Origin of the sequence: Chryseobacterium indoltheticum, assembly GCF_003815915.1 — a bacterium.
Taxonomy (GTDB): Bacteria; Bacteroidota; Bacteroidia; order Flavobacteriales; family Weeksellaceae; genus Chryseobacterium; species Chryseobacterium indoltheticum.
The window spans coordinates 3,394,193-3,415,498 of record NZ_CP033929.1 but is presented as its reverse complement, the minus strand read 5'-3'; the positions used below and the strand labels follow the sequence as shown (position 1 = coordinate 3,415,498).

Below are 21,306 nucleotides of genomic sequence, written 5' to 3'. Positions count from 1 at the left end.
AATTAGCAAATCGCTGTAAATGTAATGTTTACAGCGATTTTTTTTGTTTTTGTATTTTTTATTAATAGTTGATTTTAATCGATTTTTGTCGTAATTTTGTATCTCATTTGTACCGCGTCTTAATAATGGAATTTCTGCGTCTTATTATGTCTTATTCGGTCTAGCTTGATTTTTATTCTTTAAAATAGTTGTTTTATGGGCTTTAGTAATCTTAGAATACCAAAACTTTGCGAATTTTGTGAAAAACCATTTGAAGCGAAAAAAGTTACTGCTAGGTTTTGTAGTAAATATTGCTCAGAAAAGTCAGGAAAAAGACAGAAACAATTGGCTAAAGAAATGGAAGCGAGGCAAACGCTTTTAGAAAAATCCGTTTCTAAAATTGCAGATATACAAACTCGACCGTACATTTCCGTGAGTGAAGCAGTAACACTTTTTGGAATATCAAGAGATACTATTCACAGATTAATTAAAAGTAAAAAAATACCTGCCATCAATTTGGGAGAGCGACTTACTCGTGTAAGCAAAATCGATATAGAAAAAATGTTTACGGCAGTTGAAATGCCAGATAAGTCAAAGGAAATTCCTGAGAAACCCAATTTTGAAGTTGGTAATTGTTATACAATTTCCGAAATTAGTTCAAAATTCTACGCTGATCCAGGAACTGTGACAAACCTAATTAAAAGAAACAAAATTCCGACAAAGAAAGTTGGAAGTTTCGTGTATGTTCCTAAAAATTTAATTGATAAAATTTTTGACGGAAAATGAAAGAGCTATTAAAAACCAAAGTTACCGTACGATTGCGAAAATCCGAATTCCGAAAAGAATGGTTTATTTATTTGGAAAGTTATCCTGTGATGATTCCTGGTAAAGATAAAGTTCAGAGAATCCGGGAATATTTAAACAGAAGCGTCACAACCGTAGATTTTGATAAGAAAAGACCTGCAAGAACAACCCAAGAATCCGTTTCATATAAACCTAAAAGAGATGACAATGGTATAATTGTTTGCAAAAGCGAAAACGATCGCGAGACAATGTTTTATGCAGATTCTATGCGTAAATTACGTCAGAGAGAATATGATAATATTGAACTTTACAGCGAACTCGACAAAATTCAAGTAGAACAAAAAGAAAAATCGCAGGAGAATTTTGTGGGATATTTTGATCGGTTGGTTAATAAAAGACATAAAAACAATTCCGAATCTATTCAAGTAAATTGGTATCGCTCAATAGAATTTCTAAAAGATTTTGGAGGTGAAAAAATTATGTTTTCTCAGATCAACACTAAATTCTGTGAACACTTTAAATCATATTTGTTGACTGCGAAAAGTGGTAGCAATAAGCAAGAGATTATTTCTCAAAATACGGCTTCAACTTATTTTTCTGTATTCAAAGCTGCATTAAAACAAGCTTTTATTGATGGATATTTTACGACTGATATTTCTGCTAAAATTAAAGCGATTCCGCACGAGGAATCAAGACGAGAATATTTAACACTTAATGAACTTAATACTTTAGTTGAAACTCCCTGCGAACTTGAAGTTCTTAAACGAGCAGCACTTTTTTCAGCTTTAACAGGTTTACGCCATTCCGATATTCAGAAACTAACGTGGAACGAAATAAGTATTGAAAACGATCAGGCAAAAATAATTTTACTCAAAAAAAGACAAAAGGTGTAGAATATATGCCGATGTCTAAACAAGCATTACAACTGTGTGGTGAAGTAGGTCTTCCAGATGATTTGATATTTAAAAATCTAACTAATCCAGCTTGGATTTCCCGACCACTCAAGAAGTGGATTGAAAGTGCTGGAATTACTAAAAAAATAACTTTCCATAATTTTAGACACACTTTTGCAACGCTTCAACTTTCGAGTGGAACTGATATTTACACAGTAAGTAAAATGCTAGGTCATACGAACGTAAAAACTACGCAGGTTTACGCAAAGGTTGTTGATGAAAAGAAAAATAAAGCTTCGACTGCTATTCATCTGAAAAATTTGTAAATACCAACTTAAGTTCACAGGTATTAATCATAAAAATATTGACGTAAAGGTCTTAGATGCCAACAAAAAGGTCATTACTAGCACTGTCAAAAGCATTTTTGAAGGATAAACAATTCTTACCAGATTTTGTATTAGATCATGTAATGATAAAAAGTACAAGCTGAGAAAAAAAAATCTAAATAAAAGGCAGCTAATCAAAAGTTATTAGAGCAGTCTCTAATGCAGATTGCAATAATAAAATCACCTCCGATATCACTGTTACTACAGCAACTTTTCTTTTGGATATTTCAAAAGATAAAGTGCATTTTCCATTCGACAGTGGGAAGTGATGGTAGTCAACCGAGGACAAAGGCTAACTAATGAGCGTCAAGTACATTTGAAATTGATGTAGAATACTAAATTTACAAAAGGTTAGAGTGATATCCGATTAAGAAATTATAAGATATTGAATAGTGCTACATTTAGGCTGAAGTTTCAAAAAAGTTTAATTAAAATCTAAACAAAATACTGAGGTTCAGTATTTCCTAAAGACAGGTAGAAATTTTATATGGTCCGAAATTTTTAACGCAACATATCTCGAAAAATATACAGTTATGGTTGCCGGAAAAAAAAGATCACAATCCATGCGGAAATATATCAACAGAACGGTTGAGACTGTTGAATAGCACAGAAGCAAAATCGTACATAATGATAGTCTATCTACATTCAAACCGAACCAAAATGATAATGATACCACAAATATAGAGTCTCTGCTATCAGAATTATTTATCTTTTTTGTTAAATATATAAATGAAATACTATGGATGATCATGACATTTCTTTCAATAATTTACCACAGGCAGTCGCCTATCTGATTAAAGAAGTGGGTGATCTTAAGTTATTACTTAAAAAAGAAAATACAGTAGGAGCTAGTCCTACCAAAAGAATTCCAATAGGTATTGAGGAAGTTTCAAAACTTATTGGAAAGGCAAAATCAACAATATATTCATTGGTTCAAAAAAGAATAATTCCTTGTTACAAAAATGGGAAGAAACTTTATTTTTTTGAAGATGAACTTTTAGATTGGATCTCTAATGGTAAACGCAAGACCATGAAAGAATTGATATTTGAAAGTGAACAGTACAAAAAAAAGAATTCTGGAAAATAATCACATTCGGTAAAAAAAATGCTTAAGCTGTCTTATCTATAACTGAAAAATTTCATCGTAAATCGTGTAATATTTATCGAAATTCCTTCAGATTTAAAAATAGTATAATCTCTTACGGAAGCTCTAGGAATATATATTAAAATGTTTAGACTATTCGAAATGTAAAATTATAAACGATTTACAAATTCTTTTACTAAGCATAAATATCAAATTAGCTCTCAAAAATTATAAAAAACTTTTTCGGAAAATCTACTCTTAATTTACTGTCGGTTTTCTGTACAATTCTTGATTTTAAGAATTAATACTTTTTCATTACATACAGTGTTCATTTTCGTTGTTCACAAATTCAAATTACACTATATTTGTTATAAATGAGTAAACTGTAATTATGTTAATTGGATATGCAAGAGTGATCAAGTTTGAACAAAATTTAGATTTACAAACTGATGCTTTAAAAAATATTGGAATTGAAAAAATTTATGTCGACAAAGTTAGCGGTGTTAAATCTGAGAAACCATAACTCAACGAACTAATAAATTTTATGCGAAAAGGAGATACTTTGACAGTTTGGAGACTAGATAGAATAGGACGAACGACTGTTGGGTTAATTCAATTTGTAACAGAACTAAATGAAAAAGGAATACACTTTAAATCTATTTCAGAAAATATAGATACAAGTTCTGCAAGTGGTAAACTAATCTTTCAAATATTTTGTGTTTTGGCTGAACACGAAAGAAATGTTTTAATCGAAAGGACTAATGCAGGTCTAAGTCTGCAAGAGCTCGAGGGAAAAATGGAGGCAGGCCAAAAGGAATGACTGAAAAATATAGAAAAATTGCCCCTTTAGTAAAGACATCCTACGAAAGTAAGAATCTTCCTATTGAGGAAATTATGAAAGCTTTTAATATTGGAAGTAAAGCGACATTTTATAAAATAATAAAGTCTTAAAACGTTTAATCAATAGTTATATAGCCAATCAACTTAATATTTTAATTCAATTTTTTTTGGTCGTGAAAAAAGAACAAAAATATAATACTACCTAATCACATATGCATAGAGTCATTTTTTTTTCAAAGGAAGATTTAGCATCCTATCACATGATGAATAAGATTGATGAGTTTTTTAAAAATAAAAAAAACGAGAATCCTATCGAATCTATTAATGATATTCTAGAACGTTATCACATTATTGAATATTTTTGATAATGGTTTTTCACATGAAAAATGGACTAAAAATGAACTAAAAGTATATGAAAGTATCATAAAAGAATTTAAAAAAGTTCCGCTGGATTGTCCCAAATGCTGAACACCTGTAGATTCTAAGGGGCCGTCGGCGGTGGTGCTTCCAAATCCTACAGCATGTTCGCCGCCAGATTGGGCTTATCAATTTAGCACTCCGTTCTTAGCCGTATTGAACTTAGGATTCTGTTTCGTTGAATGACTTTAAAGGATGTATTTTTAGAATTCCATCATTGAAAACATTACTTAGAATTATGGCAACAAAATTTCTTGCAGATACTTTCTTAGCTTTAACAAGCTGCTTAATTTCAGAAAGGTCTTCAGTACCTTTTAGTTTTTTCAATTCTAAATCAATTGGAAACCCGATATGCAATAATCTATCGAAATCTTCCATGTTCATGAAATTCTTTTCATTTATTTGCTCTTGAACTTTTACGAATTCTGTTTTATCTAATAAACCATTTTCGCAAGTCAAAGTTATATGTTGATCTAAAGTCATTGTTTTAATTATGATTGTAAAGATACTAAACTTCGCTCACCCATCTTAGCAAACATTTTCCGGAATATTTATCTATCCTGAAAACTACCAATCTATTTTCCATCGAAATACCGATAAACAAACCTTTTAGATCGCCATTGATCTCAACATAAGCGAATTGCAAACGTTGTCACTAGAACCGTAGCAAACAGTCATATAATTGATATTTTAGGGCAATTCCTGATTCCTTACTGTCTTCAGTACGATAACAGTTTGTTGTCGTTTGCTAATTGCAAATTGTTTCCTTCTTCCGAGAATTTTTTAGTGTCGAAATTCACTCTTAAAAGGGGGCTTTTTTTTTTCACGAAGACAGAATTTTCTTCAGATCAGACAACATTTAAGACAAAGAATTTGAATACGAAAAAATAAGCGAACTTAACAAATTCAAAAAGAAACTTTCACTTAAGACAACTTTCAACTTAATAGTGAAGACAAGAAAAATAGGTAAGACTTAACGAGAAATAAAAAATGGATAGAATAGAATAAAAACTACTGCTGCCTCGCATTTTTTGTTAGGCTGGCTGATGTGCAAGCATCCTCTTTTGTGCTTCTTATGAACTTTAGTAATAAATTAAAATCTTGTGCTCCTAAACCCGCCAGAACACAAGACCAGAAAACGTTGGCGGTAATTGTAACAAACCTATGGCATTAGACTTTCACAGACCTGACAACAAAGAATATTTGTTCGGCCTTGACGACAAAAAGTATAAAAATCTTCACGAAATCTTCACGGAGTATAAAAATTGGACGGGCATTTATGTTGACCCGTATGGCGACGTAAAATTAACAATTGAAAATCAAAAAATGATTGTGAAAATAATTGACAATTACATTGAGAAAACAAATTTAAACACAGACAAACAAAAAACAATTGACATTTTGGAATTTAGGACGTTATTGAAATATTTTTCACATCAAAATTTAGAGATTGAAATAATAGGCGACTAAAATGGAACTTCAATATTTTAAGAACAAAACTTAAAGACAAACAAACTAATTCGGTCCGATTTTTACTTGTTACAAAATATAACTTTTGACATACTAAACATTTGACAACAAGGAATTTTAGGAATTCAGAAAAGCTGAAAATAATTTGGAAATTACATAACCTATAAATCAGATTCTACAATACGTAAATTTGAAAGTTGTTCCGTGAACAAAACCATAATCTCTCAAAAAGAAAAACAGAAAATAAATGAGAAAAATAATTACATTTTTACTTTTGACCGTAGTACACGTATCAATTTATTCACAAGAAAAAGTGCTATACGATATATTGAAAATGTCTGACGTGATTCAGGTAAGCTTAGAAGTTGAAAATAAGCCAAATGGTAATTTTCACTTGATTAAAATTGACACGCTCATTGTAACAGACAATGAGGGGCGAAGACCTTCGGATAATTTCATTCATCGTATTTACAGAAGAGCTAATGTCTTGGCACGATATGAAGTTGATAAGAAGAAAAAATACAAAAATTTCAATGTTAAAGGTGTGATAAAGTACTTCAAGCCATCAGTAAACAAAAATTCATATTTCAATTTGGGCAAAATCAAAAATTTGAAAAAAAATATTAATTTAATGGATAAAAGTATCACCAATAAAAATCCTAACATTTTATTCAGTATTGTAGATTCTACAACTGTGGAAAAGGTATTTCCAAACTATGAATATAGAACCAACGATAGAGACGAGTACAAGAGAATTGACTTTAAGAATTATGATTTAATTTATGCATATAAAGCTGACAAAAAACAAGATTTCGTAGTAGCGGTAAATGAAGAACTTGAACCTGGTTATAACATACTAACGTTGGTCGATGAAAAAACAGGAATTGGTTACAAACTTATAAAGTTGAAAAGAGATATGACTCCGAGTGAAAAGCAAGAAATAACAATCGAATTGATGATTGAAAATGAAAATTCGATTACATTAATTCCTTTCGATTTCAAAAACGTGGAACCCAGAAATTTTTGAAAATGCAAATCTCACAATGCGGATTTTGCAATAGGTGGCGACGCCGCAAAGTTTAATGCAGTTCTTTATTGAATTTTTTTGCAAAATTGAAGATTTGTGCTTCGATTTCCTCACCATCGCAAAGACCCGGAACGTTATCCATAGGTGAAAATTAAATCCTAGAAAATGATTTTTTATCTTTGATTAGGTCATGTGACTGAAAATAGATGTATACATTTGCCTGCTATTTAACACAATCATCATACAGACAGAATGAAAGAAATTATTTGCCCTTATCCTTGGGACTGCGGAAAAAACTTTGACCCTTTAGAAATGGAAAAGAATGACTTTGAATTTTTAAAATCAGCGGCAGAAAAAAGGATGACTTTTATGTTTCTGCATTGCCCAAAATGCGAAAGACAATTTCAGTTTGACACAGTTCAATGGAAAGCTGACGGATTTGGTTTTTCAGAACCGAAGATTGTAGTGGAGAAAAAGAAGAAAACAATCAAACAATTAACGGCTATTCTTGCAAAAGCAAAAATTGAAATACCGACTGATTATTTTGACTATTTGACAGGTAACAACTTTAATTCTGTAATATCAATTTTTGCAGACGAAGATGACTTTTACCTTTATAACTTAAACGAACTTTGTGAAAAAATAAATGTGGACGGAAAATCATATTTGACAATTAGACAACTTAAAGGTTTTGCAAGCTCCTTAGAGGAAATAATTGAAGAAAAACCGCAAACGACAAAAGAACAACAGTTTAGTCTGACTGAACTTTCATATTGTTTGGCGATTGGCTACGAGAATACACGAATATTATTTATTGACAGTCGGGACAACAATTCCTTATGGGTATTTCATTCTGATGGTGGAGGCGATTGTGAAAAAACGAATATAACATTAGACCTTATTACGAAGAAAATAACATGCAGGTAATAAGGGGTTTGAAATAGTAGGCGGAAAGTCATCAATCCAAGTTTTGAGCTTCGGTAGATCGATCTGCCCGCCATCGCCAAGCCCGAAACGTTAAACTAAGACTAAGTTTCAAAAAACGCATCTTAACGGTAGTAAACCAAGGAATGAATGAAACAGAAGAATTATTGTGAGATAAATACGAGTACTGATCCGAAGATAATTGGTCGAGGAGAATTGCCTTTGCCGGTTGAAATCAAAAATAAAATATTCTTTGAACAAAGAAAAAAACACACACTTAACATCAATGATTACTTTAAAGATGAGAAAATATTATAATACGATATTGTTTTAGAATAAGCAATTTAACATCATTTTAGCTGAGTATAGATCTAAGTAGAAAGTTTTTATATTTTTGTAACGGTCAGTTAGCTGAAAAGTATAATCTATTTTTTGTAGACAGGTATGAGACTTCCCGAAGAATTTGAAGATGAGTATGTAAAAGAAGTCCTGTACAGCACTTCTTTGAGAAATCTTCAAAATGAAGAATGGAAACTGATCGAAGGTTTTGAAAATTATGCCATTTCAAACTATGGGCGGTTAAAGAGCAGAGAACGTTTTGTTTCTCTTCCAACAGGACACGATTGGAAGCTGCCGGAGTTAATAATGAAACTAATTTTTGTGAAGCAATCAAATGCTTATCTTAAAAGCAATAGCTATAATGTTCATTGTACCTTATCCCTGGAAGGTAAAAAATATAGAAAATCAGTAGCCCGTCTGGTATATTATCATTTTAACGAAAGGTTTGATTTGAATGACCGGCGCATTGCAATTATCTCAAAGAACGGTAACGGACTTCATGTTCATTCCTGTAATTTATTAAAGGTTTCAGCAAGTGAAAGACGCTTAAGAATATTCACAGGCAATAGAGCAAGAAACCGCCATGTTATCTATCAGCAACCGGTTAATCAATACACAGTAGAAGGTAAACTGGTTTCTTCATTTGACAGTATTTATGAAGCTGCCAAACAAATAGGACAAAGTGCTGAATCTATCATGGATGTTATCCATAAAGAATTTTTGACAGCTGGTGGATTCCGTTGGTTTCTGCAATCCTATATTCCCGAGAAAGCAGATTTTAAAGTGAGTGGCCAAGGTGATAGTAAACCTGATGTGTTGAATGTTTCTCTTTGGAAAAAACTGGGAAAACCAAGTGTTGACCATAAAAAACCTCCTGCATGTATGAATATGTCTTTACAGGATCTGCCGGATGAAGGATGGAAGCCTATTCCTGGTTTTGATGAAAGGTTCTTGATATCTGATAAAGGGAGGGTTAAAAGGACGGAGGGATGGACAGTAGCAGGTAGAAGAATCTTTCTAAAAGAACAAATCTTAGCCCAATTTGTACATATTGACGGAACTCATCAGTCTCTGTACACAATTTTGAACTATAAGGGCAAAAAAACTGCTATTACAATTTCCAAACTTTTATTTTACTGTTATGTAAGAGAATTTGATATATTTGGTAAAACCTTTTTTGTCATAAACAATAATGATCCATTCTGGAACTTGGATCACAGCAAACTGTCGCTACACTCAATACATTCAGTGCTAAAAGGAAAAATATGAAATCACCTTTTCGCTTTAGGTGCAATGATATAAGTAATTGGTCTCAGAAAACGATTATTAGAAATGTACTTATTTGCCTTTCAGTCCATGCTGAGCGCTCCATTTCTTAGGTTTCATTCCAAAATGCTGCTCAAACAACCTTCCGAAATAACTCAAATTAGTAAAGCCTAACTGATATCCGGCTTCAGAAACTGAAAGATGTTTTTCCTGCATCAATCTTGCTGCTTCCTTCATTCTTAGGTATTGGCAGTATTCGTAGATACCTTTCCCAAAAATTTGTTTGAAAAGCTTTCTGAGCTTTAGCACATTCATACCACTTATTTTTACCAGTTCGTCTTGTGTCAAAGGATCGTCAAGAGAAAATGAAATCGCATCCCTTACACGGTAAAGAGCTGCTATTTCATCACCACGAAGGCTTTGATATTGGACATATTGTCGCTTGGAAAGGTTTTTAAAAAGCAGGTATAACAGCTCCAGTGCTCTTAATTTGTAGTAAGCTTCGGAAAGTATACCGGATACCGGAGTTCCGGCAATCTCAGTAACAAGATCAGCCATCTCCGGCGACATAAATTCTTCAATCAAAAATGTTTTTTCATCATCGAACAGATAACGGAATGTCTCTTGATCTTTGCCAATGAAACTTTTAAGAAAATCGAATTCGATCAGTATCGTAATCTGGGTAATGGTAAGCCCTTTTGGAAATACTACTTCGCTTTCCAGATGCAATGGCGTTACACGAATATGTGGTCTTGCCTGGAGGGATTTTTCAGAATATTGATATGTATGATTATTCGAGGAATGATTAAAGATGTTCTGGAAAGAAAAAAGCAGGCCTTTCGTTACAGTATTAACAGGTTTTCTTTTGTATATAAATGTCTCCTCTGCAATCACAGACCTGATCATCAGCAGCATTTCAGGGAGCATATCAACGATATGAATCTCGTTGAGCCTCAAGAGATGCATAGTGGCACTAAAATCAGATGCTGGCATTCCTAATTTCTCTGCCAAATCAAGCATTTGCTTCTCGTTGTTTGTTGAGCTCATTTTATGGACTATTTTTATTATAAATTGGACTATTTTATCCTTAAATGTAAAGCTAATTTTGCAATAAGAATTTAAAATTTTTTAGAAATGAGAAAAAATATATTAATATCAGGCGGAGGAATTGCAGGATTGACTGCAGCAAAATTGCTGTCAACACAAGGACATCAGGTTACCGTAATTGACAGGGCTTCTTCCTTTGCGAAGTCAGGTTTCCTGATATCACTTAAGAGCTTTGGCGTCAGGATCATGGAGGAACTCGGTTTGACTGCAGAACTGCAGGCAGTATCTTCTCCATCCGAGTTTGTAAGCTTTTTAGAAAAAGACGGGCAGGTTATTCAACATATCAGCTATGAAAAGATGAACGAGAATATTGAACGTTCCGTACTGATTTCCCGTGGTCAACTTCATAATGTGTTATATGATTGTTTAAAAGGTCAGATAAATGTATTTTTCAACACAACGATTTCCAAACTTACTTCAATAGGCGAGAGAACAGAGGTGGTATTATCTGACGGACGCGAAATGGAAGCTGATATCATTATTATTTCTGAGGGTTTACGTTCTTCAACACGGGAACGTTACTTCACGAATGCTCGAATAGTAGATTTCAATACACTTTATATGGGTGGAAGACTGCAAATTGAACATTCCTGTAATGTGGGTGATTTTAAAATTTATATCGATGTGAATAAGATGCTCTCTATTTATCCGATTGCTAATAATGAAATTGCTATCCAATGTTATATCCACCATAAAGGTGATCTCGCAACGATGAAGGAAAGACCGGCGGAACTGTTATACCGCTCTTTCGGTCATTATGGCATCGAAGTAACGGATCTGCTCAATCGTTTTGCTGAAGAAGGCATGATGTTCATCGATAAGATGGGAATGGTAGACGCACCTGACTTAGTCAATGGAAATATGGTTTTGCTTGGTGATGCAGGCTATTGTCCCACCGCACTTTCAGGAATGGGGGCATCACTTTCAATCTATGGAGCTAAGGCATTGTCTCATTTTATCAACAAAACACCTGATGATTTAAGATCCGCCTTCAACAATTATAATGGATTGATGCAACCGATTATCCACAAATTCCAAAGTAATGCGAGAAATAATGCTACCTCTTTTATCCCTGCCGATGAGCAGCAGCTTCATCAGTTTATCAATACTTTCAGGGCGGCTTCTGACATCGAACTTAAAAAGATTATGACTGATCCGATCATACTCACCGAAGATCAATTGAATTTTAAAATCAGTTAAGTGATGAACTTCAAAAAAATATTTTCCATCATTTTTGGATTTGGAACCATTGGTCTTTTAAGTTCAGTATTTGCTAAAATACAGGGCATTTTCTTTCCCGCTTCTATGCAGCTGTTTAATCGGCTTACATGGACTTCTTATGATATCATTCAGCTTATCACCAAATTAGTATGCGTTTATCTTAATTGTATTGCAGGAGGTATGGTAATATCATTATTTGGCGGGGAAAAAAGAGAGCAGTATATAACGGCAATCAGCATCCTGTTGATCGTAATATGGTTGTGGATAAGCATTATTCATCCCTTATGGTTCTGGGCATTGTTGCTTACAGGGATTATCCCTTTTGTTCTGATTGGAAGTAAAATTAAAAAAAATTGCAGCCATTAAAATGACGAATACAGATCAATAATATTAAGTACGAAAAATCAAAGACCTTATTTAAATTCTATTGAAGGAAATTGAAATACTAAGGACACTTCCAAGAAACATTGACAGATGCTTAAGATTTATATATAGATCTTGTATTTTATAACTATTACCTGAAATGTTTTGTGCTAGTGGATCTTAAGACCCATAAGTTCACACACTCAGCATAAAATATTATCTTAAAAAATGAGCAAAAACTTATTTGGATTTTATTAAATTAAATTGCCGAATGTTTGATGTGCTTTGTAAACCCTAACAACAGCAAAAAATCTCAAAAAAAGATTGCATTAAAAACTTAAAAAGCACCGATAATTAACTATTGGTGTTTTCGCTTATTATCACAGTGATTTTAATTTGTAGGCTCAAATTTCTTAATTGCTTTCAATGTAGTTGGAGTAAATAAATTGACCAGATTTCCGTCAGGATCTCTAAATAAGAAAGAATTATTTCCCCACGGCATTATCGTCGGCCTTTGTACAATATATGGTTCTAAAAAAGGTGCTAGTCTATTATATTCTTTTTCTACATCCTCAACCATAAATTCAATAATTGCTGTCCGGTTTTTAGCTGCCTGAGCTACACTTTCACCACCGAAAAACTGAAGTGTATTAATACTTGCAATAGCCAAAGTAGCTGTTTTCGTCTGTAATTCTGCAAAGTCAGGAGTAAAGCGTTTAATAGTCAATTTTGTGATGTGTTCATAAAATTTTATTAAAGCCTCCACATTGACAGTAATTATTCTGATAGATACTAAATTCATAATGCTTAATTTTCTGAAACAAAAATACGCTGACTTTGTGACAACAGTCTGTCAGTAGTCCTTGTGGTGTTTGAATTAATGTGAAATATTAAAGACATTTCTCTAATATTGATTAATATGTTGAAGATATTTTTGCAAAAAAGCAATTTTTTGATTGTACTAAACATTACATTTACAACTAGTTTACAAATCATTTTCTTATCGTTCTTTGAGACTAAATTGATCATTAAAAAGGCCAAAAAAAAATGTTGAAGTTCAAAATTACAATGGAAACGGATCAACATTCAAATTATATTTTTTTTTGGTAAAAAAAAGTACAGACCAAAAAATCAGTCTGTACTCCAAAAATTAACTGTTCTAACTATTAGTTTTTGATCAATGTTTTCTGTGTCCTTTTAGTACCTTCTTTCACGACAATAAAATAGGTCGCATTGGGAAGAGCTGAAATGTTTAGTTTTTCATTGTAATCACCTGTGGATGACTGTACATCTTTATTTAAAAAAGTCTTACCTGAAAAATCAATAATCTGCAGATTGATTTTATTTTCAGTTGATTTAAATTTCACCGTTACCTCGTTCTTAGCAGGATTAGGATAAATTTTAATATCTGAATTGCTTTTTACTGCTTCATTTACGGCTAAGCTTCCAAGATCACACGTCGGGATTCTGTTGGTTCCGTCAATTCCCCAGGCAGTCAGTACCGGGATACAAAGCCAGTTGAGTACTGTAGGAAAGTGGTCGGTTTGCCTAGGTGTGTTCAGATAATTCTGAATGGTAAATGTTTCTGAGGTCTGAAGATCTCTTGTCGGAGAACCGGTAATCGTTGCATTATTGCCCAATGGTCCCGAATCTGTTAAGGTATTTCCTGATGCCTCAGTCATTTTATAATTGGCTAAAAGATTAGAGTAAAAAGGATGCGAACTTGTAACATCCTGATTTGCCCACTGAACAATTGTTTCATTCGATAGTTTAGCATTCCAAATTCTTACGTCCTTGTATGAGGCAGCGAGATTAACACCATATGTATTGGTTCCATCCTGATTAATGGTCAGCGGTAAATTTGAAGTGATGTCACCTATGGTATTCATTTTCCCAACAGTTACGGGGACTCCGTCGTCATACATTGTTGCCAGACCATCTCTGTCGAATGTTACAGCGATATGTTTCCACTGATTCGTCACAAGTTTTCCACCAATTAAATCCAATCTGTTACTTCCGTCACCAATATTCATTTTAAAGGTCTGCCCCGAATATCCTGAAATGACAAAGCCTTTGTTAGTTCCACTGTTCCAATTTTTATTACCAATCAATACTGGATCACTGCTGTAATTGGCATTTGGCTTCACCCAAAATTCTATCGTAAAGTCCTGATTGGTTCCGAAATTAAAGGCCGTTTGAACTATAGGTTTTGCAAACGTTCCTGCAGGAAAATTCAGACGGTTATAGGTTGGAGTATTCTGACTTTGAGTTTTGGTGATTTGCTGAGACGTAAATGATGGATTGGAGTAAATGGAAAAAATATCTCTCTCCGAAAGGTTGGCTCCACCGTGGGCAGTATCTGTAGCCCCATGATCGGTGGTAAATACTACCAACCAGTTTTCGTTGTTGTACGTACTTCTGTTTTTCATTGCCGTCAGGATTTCACCTATGTATGTATCCGTGGTTTGAATGGAATTGACATATTGAGGTACAGCCGAAGAAAAGCCGTACGAATGGCCTGCATGATCCACATCATCAAAATCTACAAAAAGCACATCAGGATTATCATTTTGCAGGGCATTAACCGCTGCATTTTTAACTGCAAGATCAGTTGAGAAGTTGGTTTTTACATCTGCATTCTGAATAATAGTATTGTTGATGGGCGCCCAGTGTGCCAGGGAGATGGTTTTTAAATTTGAATTGTAGGTTTCAATCCTTGAAAGAAAATCGGGATAAGCTGTAAAATTGGGAGCCGTAAAATTGTTGTCCTGTACATTATGTTTATTATGGAATACTCCTGAAAGCATCGTACTCCAGCCGTTTCCACTCCATGTCGGAGCCAGGGTAATGGCATCTAAAGAGTAAATTGATGTCGGCAATAATGCCTTGATGTTAGGGGTATTGGATGACATCATCACATCTGGCCTGCATCCGTCAATCCCTATAAAAAGGACTTTTTTGGTCTGAGCACTCATCAATGCGCTGGTTATGACCAATAGAGAAAGAAGTTTTGTTTTCATAATAACTATTTTAAAGATTTAATTTTGAAATTGAGTTAAAACTGACTACAGAATTCCTTCTGTAATCAGTTTTTTTGAAGTAATTAAAAAAGAATATGTTCAGCCTCCGAAAGGTTATTTAAAATATGATCGGGCAATGCTTTTTTAAGTTGTTCTCTGGATTGTGCACCGCTCAGGACTGCAATAGTCATTCCGCAGCCCGCATTTTTTCCTTCCTGAATATCAATAGTAGAATCTCCTGCTTTCAGGACATCTTTCGGATCCGTAATTCCGAATTTTTTCATTGCAAGAATAATCATTTCAGGATTTGGCCTGCTTTCAGAAACGTCATCTGCAGTTATTAAGGCATCGTAGTGCACATCAATCTTCCAGTTGAGTTTTGAAAGTAATTGTTGTGCAATTTTCTGAGTATATCCTGTGTTTAAAACCACTTTTTTCCCTTTAGATTTTACTTTCAGCAAAAATTCTTCAACCCCATCGATAGGTTTTACGTTGAGATCATTATAAGCAACAGCCAATTCATCTGAAAAGTTTTCGAATATGGCCTCAGTATCATCCGTATTTCCACCGATATTTTCAAGTAAGTTTTTAATCGCTTCTGCTTTTTCCATTCCGGCACATATTTCCAAAACTTTGTTTAAAGTAACATCGTAGCCATAGTCATTAACTGCTTTTGTAAGCGTTTTATACACCACATTATCTTCATCGATCGTTGTTCCGGCCATATCCAGAACTAATAATTGTATGTTCATTTTTTAAGAAAAAATTGTATTGATATTAAATTTTGAATAACCGCCGCTTCCGGTCATTCCTTTTCCACCGATTCCCGTCACAATATGAATGTTGGGCGAAACATTGTGCTCGAAAATATCTTTTGTTTTGCACTGAGAATAAACTCCGAACCATCTTCTTTTTATTTCGTAGGTCGGCAAATCGATTATTTTTTTAGCTTCATTAATCATAAATTCGTCGATCTCCATATTTAAATCATAACCAAGATCATCAGCATTTTTTGCATCGGCATACTCGTGTGAATCGCCAATGATAACTGAACCATCCAAAGCCTGTTTGAATAAAATATGAATTCCGAATTTCTTTTCGAATGAATTTTTATCTTCCCTACTTTTTATTTTAGCAAAAGATTCACATTCATTAAATGATTCATATCTTCTGATGGAAAGTCCGGTAAGAATATTTCCCGGCAGCGAATAAATTCCCTGTGGTTTGGTCTGAAGCATCTGCAGTTTGCTGACTTCGAGATCACTTTCATTAAAAACTTCGGGATACAAAGTTTTAAACTCGTGTCCTCCACAGATAATGATCTTTGAGGTATTCAATTTCTTTCCTTCTGCGGTTACAACGGTACAATGGGAATTGTTTTCGGCTGTTTCTACAACTGTTGCATTGTAGAAAATATCAAGACCTTCCTGACTTTTCAGATATTGATGAAGCTTTATAATCATCTCACTGGAATCGACTGAAATCTCCTGCGGAAAGAACAATCCGCCTTTGCAGTAATCAGATCTGAGTCCGTCGAACTTTTGAATACATTCGCTTTTTGAAAGAATTACCGATTCGTAATCATTTTTTTTGTTGATTTGAGCCAGTTCTTCAATCAGTTGCAATTCTTCTTCATTAGAAGCGATATACACCGAACCGTTCTGTCTTACAGTAAGATCGGCTTTAGACTGTAAATGTTTATAAATGATTAAACTTTCCTTTCCGAAATTCTGCCATTTAATATCCATTCCGGATGGCACGACTTGTCCGAAATTTCTTACGGTAGCACCTTGTGGAACTGAATTCCTTTCCAGAATTGCCACCTTCAGGTTTTTCTGTAATGCGTGGTAAGCGTGGAATGTTCCTAAGATCCCACCACCTACAACGATTAAGTCATATTGAGTATTCATATGTATTATTTTTAAATTTTAAAAGCATCAAAACGGATTGCCTGTGATTTTTCTTCATCCTTTGTAATTGATTTTGACCTTGACTTTTTTTGAAATGCTAAAAAAGCAATAACTGAAAAAATTAAAACTGTAGCTGCAATGATATAATTGAGATTGATATAAAAGTGAAGCCATGATCGGTCTTGAGAACCTAAGTTTTTCAGGAACAGTACCGAAACGCTTCCCAAATATCCAAACGCGTCTACGAAATAGATGAAAAACCCAACATTTCCTTTAATCTTAAAAGCAGCAATCATTCGGTCAAAATAAATTCCGTTAAATGGAATATAACAGAGGTACATTCCAAAACCTGAAATCGTCATCCATAAAAAAGTAGAAATAATATTGCTTTGAAATAAAATGGTGGAAAGCGCCACCAAAATAATCCCACCAAAAAGAATGTAGTGATAATATGCAAAGGCTTTTCTGTTGTTTTTGACTTTAACCATAAAACTGAGAATCAGTAAAACCATAATCGAAATCGGAACTTCGGTCAAAGTGAAAACTGAACTGTCTGCAGAACTGCTCATCTCATCCCAGATTTCACGGCTGAAATTATCCCGAAAATCCCTTAAAACAGTCAGGCAAATATAAAGTATCGTGATGCTGATCAAAGGAAGGAAAAACTTTTTCACCAAAGACATTCTTTCTTCCTCACTCAAAGCTTTTCTTTCTTTTTTCAGAGTGATATCTTCTTCATTCGGAGCTGGAATTTTATTCAATAAAACGGCAAAAATAATCAGTGGAATTATAAAAACTAAACCTGTCGCAAACGGCATCCAGAATTCCGAAATTCCGAAACGGTCCATCAAAAATTTTCCGGCAGATTTTACTACTCCTGAAGAAACAACAAAACTTGAACAAAGAAATAACCCGATAATTTCTGTAGTTTTTCTTCCTTCAATATAGGAGAAAACTATTCCCCATATCATTCCCAAAGGTATTCCGTTGATAAACATGAACAAAATATTGTAAGGAGCAGGAACGACTGCAAAGCCCAACAAAGCAAGCTCGGCAACTCCGATAAAAATTAAAAGAAAAAGAATTCTTTTCTGAGGTTTCAGTTCTGAAATAAATTTAATTCCGATAAATTTTGAGATAAAATAACCAATTGCCTGTGCGATGATGATCAGAATTTTATAATCAAAACCAAAAAATTCCAAATTACTGAATGAAGCCACTGCAAAAGGTTTTCTGAACGCATACATGCAGAAGTAGACTCCGAAAGCAGCGATGGCCGCTTTCAGAGTTACACTCAGTGTATTGTTTTTTGATGGAGAAGTCATCATAGTTTTAGAAATTAAGCTTTAACCCAATGTTTCCTCTTACACCGTAATATTCCACCTGTTCAGGTCTTTGCTCATCTTTTCCAAAATGATAAATCAAAGGTTTGTTCAGAATGTTGTTTACATCTGCAAAAACGGTGATGTTTTTATTGATTTGGTAAGAAGTTCCGAAGTCAAGATTACTGTATTTCCCATAATAAGAATCGTAAAGATCTTCTTCGGCGTATTCTACTGCAAATTTTCCTTTGTGATTGTAAGCCAATCTAGCATTAAATCCTTTTTTCTCGAAGAACAACTGGATATTATACAGTTCTTTCGCCTGGTAGGGGAGTTTCACCATTCTTCCGCTGGGTTTTTCCATTTCAGAAGTCATGAAAGTTGCATTCAGCTGTGTTCCGAAATATTGAAGAAATCCCGGCAAAAAGTCAAATCTTCTGTTTATTCCCAGTTCGATTCCGCCTAGCCACGCCGCTTTTCCGTTGTTGGGAGCACTGAACTGTACACCATTAATTCCATTATAATTTCCAATGAAAGAATCCTGGAAAATTGGGTCTGTAATTGATTTATAGAAAACGCCACCGCTTAAAATCCCGACATTAGAGAAATAATATTCTCCCATTAAATCCAGATTGATAGAGTAGGTGGGGTTCAGGTTTGGATTTCCGCCTTTAAACTCATTATCTGCTTCAATGTATGTTCCACCCGGAGTAAGATCCCCGAAATTGGGTCTTGAAAAAGTACGTGTCGCTGCAAATCGTAGATTGGTCTTGTCGTTGATCATGTATTTTAAATGCAACATTGGCAAAACCGCAAGATAGTTTTTGACATTTTCTACAGGTGTCAATACATCGTCAACAACATTGTAACCTTTTACTTTGGTATGGGTATTCGATAATCTCAATCCTCCTAAAATCGTTATTTTGTCATTAATTTTATACGTTACCATGCCATACGCATCGGCATGTTTTTCAAAAACATCAAAATTTCTTCCTAATGCCTTATTATATTCAAGCGCTTCAGAATCTGTTTTGTTGATGGCTAAATTTCCCTGATTCTGAAACCAGAACTGATCCATCCCGCCTGTTGAAAGTACCGAGCCAAAAGTGTTTCCGATATTTGCATTCATTTCGCTCAAATACTTCGTGGCACCGGGTTGAGTTGTGATATGCTGACCGAAATCTGATAATAATGGTGCGGTTCCGTTTGACCAGTTATAAAAAATATCAGAGAAGCGGGCGTTACGTTCCTTATCACGGTATTTTAATCCGTATTTTAACGTTAGTTGATCTGAGACATTTATTTCGTGGTTGAAACCAGCTACGATTTTATCTTTTTCCTGAACGTACACTTTATAAAACTCCAAATCTGTAAACCTCATCTGAGAAGCATCCATCTTAAAATTAGGGTTGCTGTAAAAACCAAATAAGGCATCTGGATCTTTTAAATCTAGTTTTCCGCCATCTGCCTTCCAATAAGCTCTTGGGCCATTTCCTTTATCTGAAATATAATCCGGATTGATACCTACACCGCTTTGAGTGTATTTGATCACATAATAAGAATTATTCTGCTTATCCGGAATATTTCCATATTTGAAAAGGTTGTTATAGTGGGAAATATCCCAGTCGATTTTGCTTTTATTAAGCTGATGGACTCCACCCAAGGAAACCGATGTCAGTTCAGTGATCAGCAAATTATGAATATTCTGAAGTTCAACTCTTGCCGTATTGTTGGCAGCACTGAATTTATCAAACCTTACTCTATGTTTATAATGAGTTTCGTCATCAGAAAGAGTTCCGTACATTCCTTTCAGGTATAATGTGCTTTTCGGAGATAATACATATTCTAAAGCAGCATTGGCTCCGGTAGTTTTTCTTACCCCATTGTAATCACGAAGTTCCATTCTGAAGACTCCTTCGTCACCACTTCTTCTTGCTTCAAAATTATCTGTTGACCAGTTTCTAATGAAGTGCGAAAAATTTACAAGATATCCGAATTTTTTATCTTTTGTTCTTCCTCCGTAAAGCAATCCAAGATTATAAACTCCTTTATCAGATTTTGCATTGTAACCTGTTCCTAGAGTTCCTCTGAACTCGGTTTTCATCGGAGGAGTTTTGGTGATAAAATTAACACCGCCGCCAATTCCGTCTGCTTCCATATCAGGAGTGAACGATTTATTCACGTGTACATAAGAAATCAATTCAGTAGGGAAAAAATCGAATGCGGTAGCTCTTGAAGTGGTTTCTTCTTCTGCGGTCGGAAGTCTGTTTCCATTAATGGTTGTGGAAGCCCAAAATGGCGGAAGTCCTCTTAGAGAAACAAATCTTCCCTCTCCCTGATCACGCTCGATGGAAACACCCTGAACTCTCTGTACAGTTTCTGCTGCATTTCTGTCCGGTAGCTTTCCTATACCATCTGAAGCAATGACATTTGAAATATTGATGGCATTTTTCTGCATATTCAGTGCACGGGCTTCACTGTTTTTCAAAGAACCAATTACTACAACTTCATCAATATTTTTCTGTTTCTGAAACATCGAAATAATTCCCAAATCCAGTGACTGATCTGAGATCAGATCAACCGTTATATTTTGAGCTTCATAGCCAATGTATGTAAATTGCAGATCGTAATGGCCAGGTTTAAGATCACTGACAGAGAATTTTCCGTCTACATCCGTAATGACAATTTTTGAACTGCCATTGATCTTAACGGTCGCACCGGGAAGTGGCTGGTTATTATCTGAAACTGTTCCCGTGACGATTTGTTTTTGTGCCGATACGAATATCGTACAGCAGGCAAAAAGAGGAAATAAAGATTTTTTTATAATTGCTCCCATTGTTTACATATATTAAATTTCTATTGCAAAACAACTCAATAATTTTAATATATGTAAATTTTAGATATTAATTTATATTTAATAAATAATGAATGATT

At 34.2% G+C, this 21,306-nt stretch carries 20 protein-coding genes and 1 pseudogene; 13 read left to right on the top strand and 8 right to left on the bottom strand.

Going from position 1 to position 21,306, the window contains the following annotated elements; translation table 11 throughout:
• Nucleotides 1-195: 195 nt before the first annotated feature.
• From EG358_RS15760 to EG358_RS15745, 5 genes and pseudogenes are all read left to right on the top strand, one after another.
• On the top strand, nucleotides 196-765 hold the full coding sequence (locus tag EG358_RS15760; RefSeq protein WP_076560511.1) for a helix-turn-helix transcriptional regulator: 570 nt from the start codon (nucleotides 196-198) through the stop codon (nucleotides 763-765).
• Nucleotides 762-1,676: a site-specific integrase gene (locus tag EG358_RS15755; RefSeq protein ID WP_228421355.1), complete on the top strand. Its 915-nt coding sequence runs from the start codon at nucleotides 762-764 to the stop codon at nucleotides 1,674-1,676. Before EG358_RS15760 ends, EG358_RS15755 begins: the two co-directional genes overlap by 4 nt.
• A gap of 11 nt (nucleotides 1,677-1,687) precedes the next feature.
• The gene (locus tag EG358_RS19870; RefSeq protein WP_262487811.1) at nucleotides 1,688-2,002 is read left to right on the top strand and encodes a site-specific integrase; all 315 of its coding nucleotides are present in this window, start codon (nucleotides 1,688-1,690) and stop codon (nucleotides 2,000-2,002) included.
• Between the two features lie 799 nt (nucleotides 2,003-2,801).
• Nucleotides 2,802-3,149 carry a helix-turn-helix domain-containing protein gene (locus tag EG358_RS15750; protein ID WP_076560513.1) on the top strand — a complete coding sequence of 116 codons (348 nt, stop codon included), beginning with the start codon at nucleotides 2,802-2,804 and terminating at the stop codon, nucleotides 3,147-3,149.
• Nucleotides 3,150-3,537: 388 nt separating this feature from the next.
• A pseudogene (locus EG358_RS15745) lies at nucleotides 3,538-3,966 on the top strand (recombinase family protein).
• A gap of 599 nt (nucleotides 3,967-4,565) precedes the next feature.
• Here EG358_RS15745 and EG358_RS15740 read toward each other — a convergent pair.
• The gene (locus tag EG358_RS15740; protein ID WP_076560515.1) at nucleotides 4,566-4,886 is read right to left on the bottom strand and encodes a hypothetical protein; all 321 of its coding nucleotides are present in this window, start codon (nucleotides 4,884-4,886) and stop codon (nucleotides 4,566-4,568) included.
• Nucleotides 4,887-5,567: 681 nt separating this feature from the next.
• Here EG358_RS15740 and EG358_RS15735 point away from each other — a divergent pair.
• The 5 genes from EG358_RS15735 to EG358_RS15720 all read left to right on the top strand — a co-directional run bounded on the left by EG358_RS15735 (nucleotide 5,568) and on the right by EG358_RS15720 (nucleotide 9,432).
• Nucleotides 5,568-5,873 (top strand): hypothetical protein, encoded by a 306-nt coding sequence (locus tag EG358_RS15735; protein WP_076560517.1) that lies wholly within the window; start codon nucleotides 5,568-5,570, stop codon nucleotides 5,871-5,873.
• Nucleotides 5,874-6,120: 247 nt separating this feature from the next.
• On the top strand, nucleotides 6,121-6,900 hold the full coding sequence (locus EG358_RS15730; protein WP_123890127.1) for a hypothetical protein: 780 nt from the start codon (nucleotides 6,121-6,123) through the stop codon (nucleotides 6,898-6,900).
• Between the two features lie 252 nt (nucleotides 6,901-7,152).
• A complete protein-coding gene (locus EG358_RS15725) occupies nucleotides 7,153-7,827 on the top strand; it encodes a hypothetical protein (protein ID WP_076560521.1) in 675 nt (224 codons plus the stop codon).
• 147 nt (nucleotides 7,828-7,974) lie between these two features.
• Complete coding sequence (locus EG358_RS19730) at nucleotides 7,975-8,142, top strand: hypothetical protein (protein ID WP_164462486.1); 168 nt, start codon at nucleotides 7,975-7,977, stop codon at nucleotides 8,140-8,142.
• A gap of 126 nt (nucleotides 8,143-8,268) precedes the next feature.
• Nucleotides 8,269-9,432, top strand: coding sequence for an NUMOD4 domain-containing protein (locus EG358_RS15720; RefSeq protein ID WP_076560523.1), 1,164 nt, complete (start codon nucleotides 8,269-8,271; stop codon nucleotides 9,430-9,432).
• Between the two features lie 69 nt (nucleotides 9,433-9,501).
• Here the strand turns inward: EG358_RS15720 and EG358_RS15715 are convergent, their stop codons facing one another.
• Nucleotides 9,502-10,476, bottom strand: coding sequence for a helix-turn-helix domain-containing protein (locus tag EG358_RS15715; protein WP_076560525.1), 975 nt, complete (start codon nucleotides 10,474-10,476; stop codon nucleotides 9,502-9,504).
• 87 nt (nucleotides 10,477-10,563) lie between these two features.
• On the opposite strand from EG358_RS15715, the gene EG358_RS15710 reads away from it, so the two are divergent.
• From EG358_RS15710 to EG358_RS20060, 3 genes are all read left to right on the top strand, one after another.
• The gene (locus EG358_RS15710; RefSeq protein WP_076560527.1) at nucleotides 10,564-11,736 is read left to right on the top strand and encodes an FAD-dependent monooxygenase; all 1,173 of its coding nucleotides are present in this window, start codon (nucleotides 10,564-10,566) and stop codon (nucleotides 11,734-11,736) included.
• A 3-nt stretch (nucleotides 11,737-11,739) separates the two neighbouring features.
• Nucleotides 11,740-12,123, top strand: a complete 384-nt coding sequence (locus tag EG358_RS15705) for a hypothetical protein (protein ID WP_076560529.1) — start codon at nucleotides 11,740-11,742, stop codon at nucleotides 12,121-12,123.
• 125 nt (nucleotides 12,124-12,248) lie between these two features.
• The gene (locus EG358_RS20060) at nucleotides 12,249-12,332 is read left to right on the top strand and encodes a PDDEXK nuclease domain-containing protein (protein ID WP_083677043.1); all 84 of its coding nucleotides are present in this window, start codon (nucleotides 12,249-12,251) and stop codon (nucleotides 12,330-12,332) included.
• A gap of 179 nt (nucleotides 12,333-12,511) precedes the next feature.
• On the opposite strand, the gene EG358_RS15695 is transcribed toward EG358_RS20060, so the two are convergent.
• The 6 genes from EG358_RS15695 to EG358_RS15670 all read right to left on the bottom strand — a co-directional run bounded on the left by EG358_RS15695 (nucleotide 12,512) and on the right by EG358_RS15670 (nucleotide 21,208).
• Nucleotides 12,512-12,922 carry a VOC family protein gene (locus EG358_RS15695; protein ID WP_076560531.1) on the bottom strand — a complete coding sequence of 137 codons (411 nt, stop codon included), beginning with the start codon at nucleotides 12,920-12,922 and terminating at the stop codon, nucleotides 12,512-12,514.
• A 364-nt stretch (nucleotides 12,923-13,286) separates the two neighbouring features.
• Nucleotides 13,287-15,140: an alkaline phosphatase family protein gene (locus EG358_RS15690; RefSeq protein ID WP_076560533.1), complete on the bottom strand. Its 1,854-nt coding sequence runs from the start codon at nucleotides 15,138-15,140 to the stop codon at nucleotides 13,287-13,289.
• A gap of 83 nt (nucleotides 15,141-15,223) precedes the next feature.
• Entirely contained in the window at nucleotides 15,224-15,892 is a 669-nt protein-coding gene (locus EG358_RS15685) for a phosphonatase-like hydrolase (protein WP_076560535.1), read from the bottom strand.
• Nucleotides 15,893-15,895: 3 nt separating this feature from the next.
• Nucleotides 15,896-17,050: a TIGR03364 family FAD-dependent oxidoreductase gene (locus tag EG358_RS15680; protein WP_076560537.1), complete on the bottom strand. Its 1,155-nt coding sequence runs from the start codon at nucleotides 17,048-17,050 to the stop codon at nucleotides 15,896-15,898.
• A gap of 11 nt (nucleotides 17,051-17,061) precedes the next feature.
• On the bottom strand, nucleotides 17,062-18,378 hold the full coding sequence (locus EG358_RS15675) for a DUF5690 family protein (protein ID WP_317043424.1): 1,317 nt from the start codon (nucleotides 18,376-18,378) through the stop codon (nucleotides 17,062-17,064).
• A 4-nt stretch (nucleotides 18,379-18,382) separates the two neighbouring features.
• Nucleotides 18,383-21,208 carry a TonB-dependent receptor gene (locus EG358_RS15670; RefSeq protein ID WP_076560539.1) on the bottom strand — a complete coding sequence of 942 codons (2,826 nt, stop codon included), beginning with the start codon at nucleotides 21,206-21,208 and terminating at the stop codon, nucleotides 18,383-18,385.
• Nucleotides 21,209-21,306 lie beyond the last annotated feature (98 nt).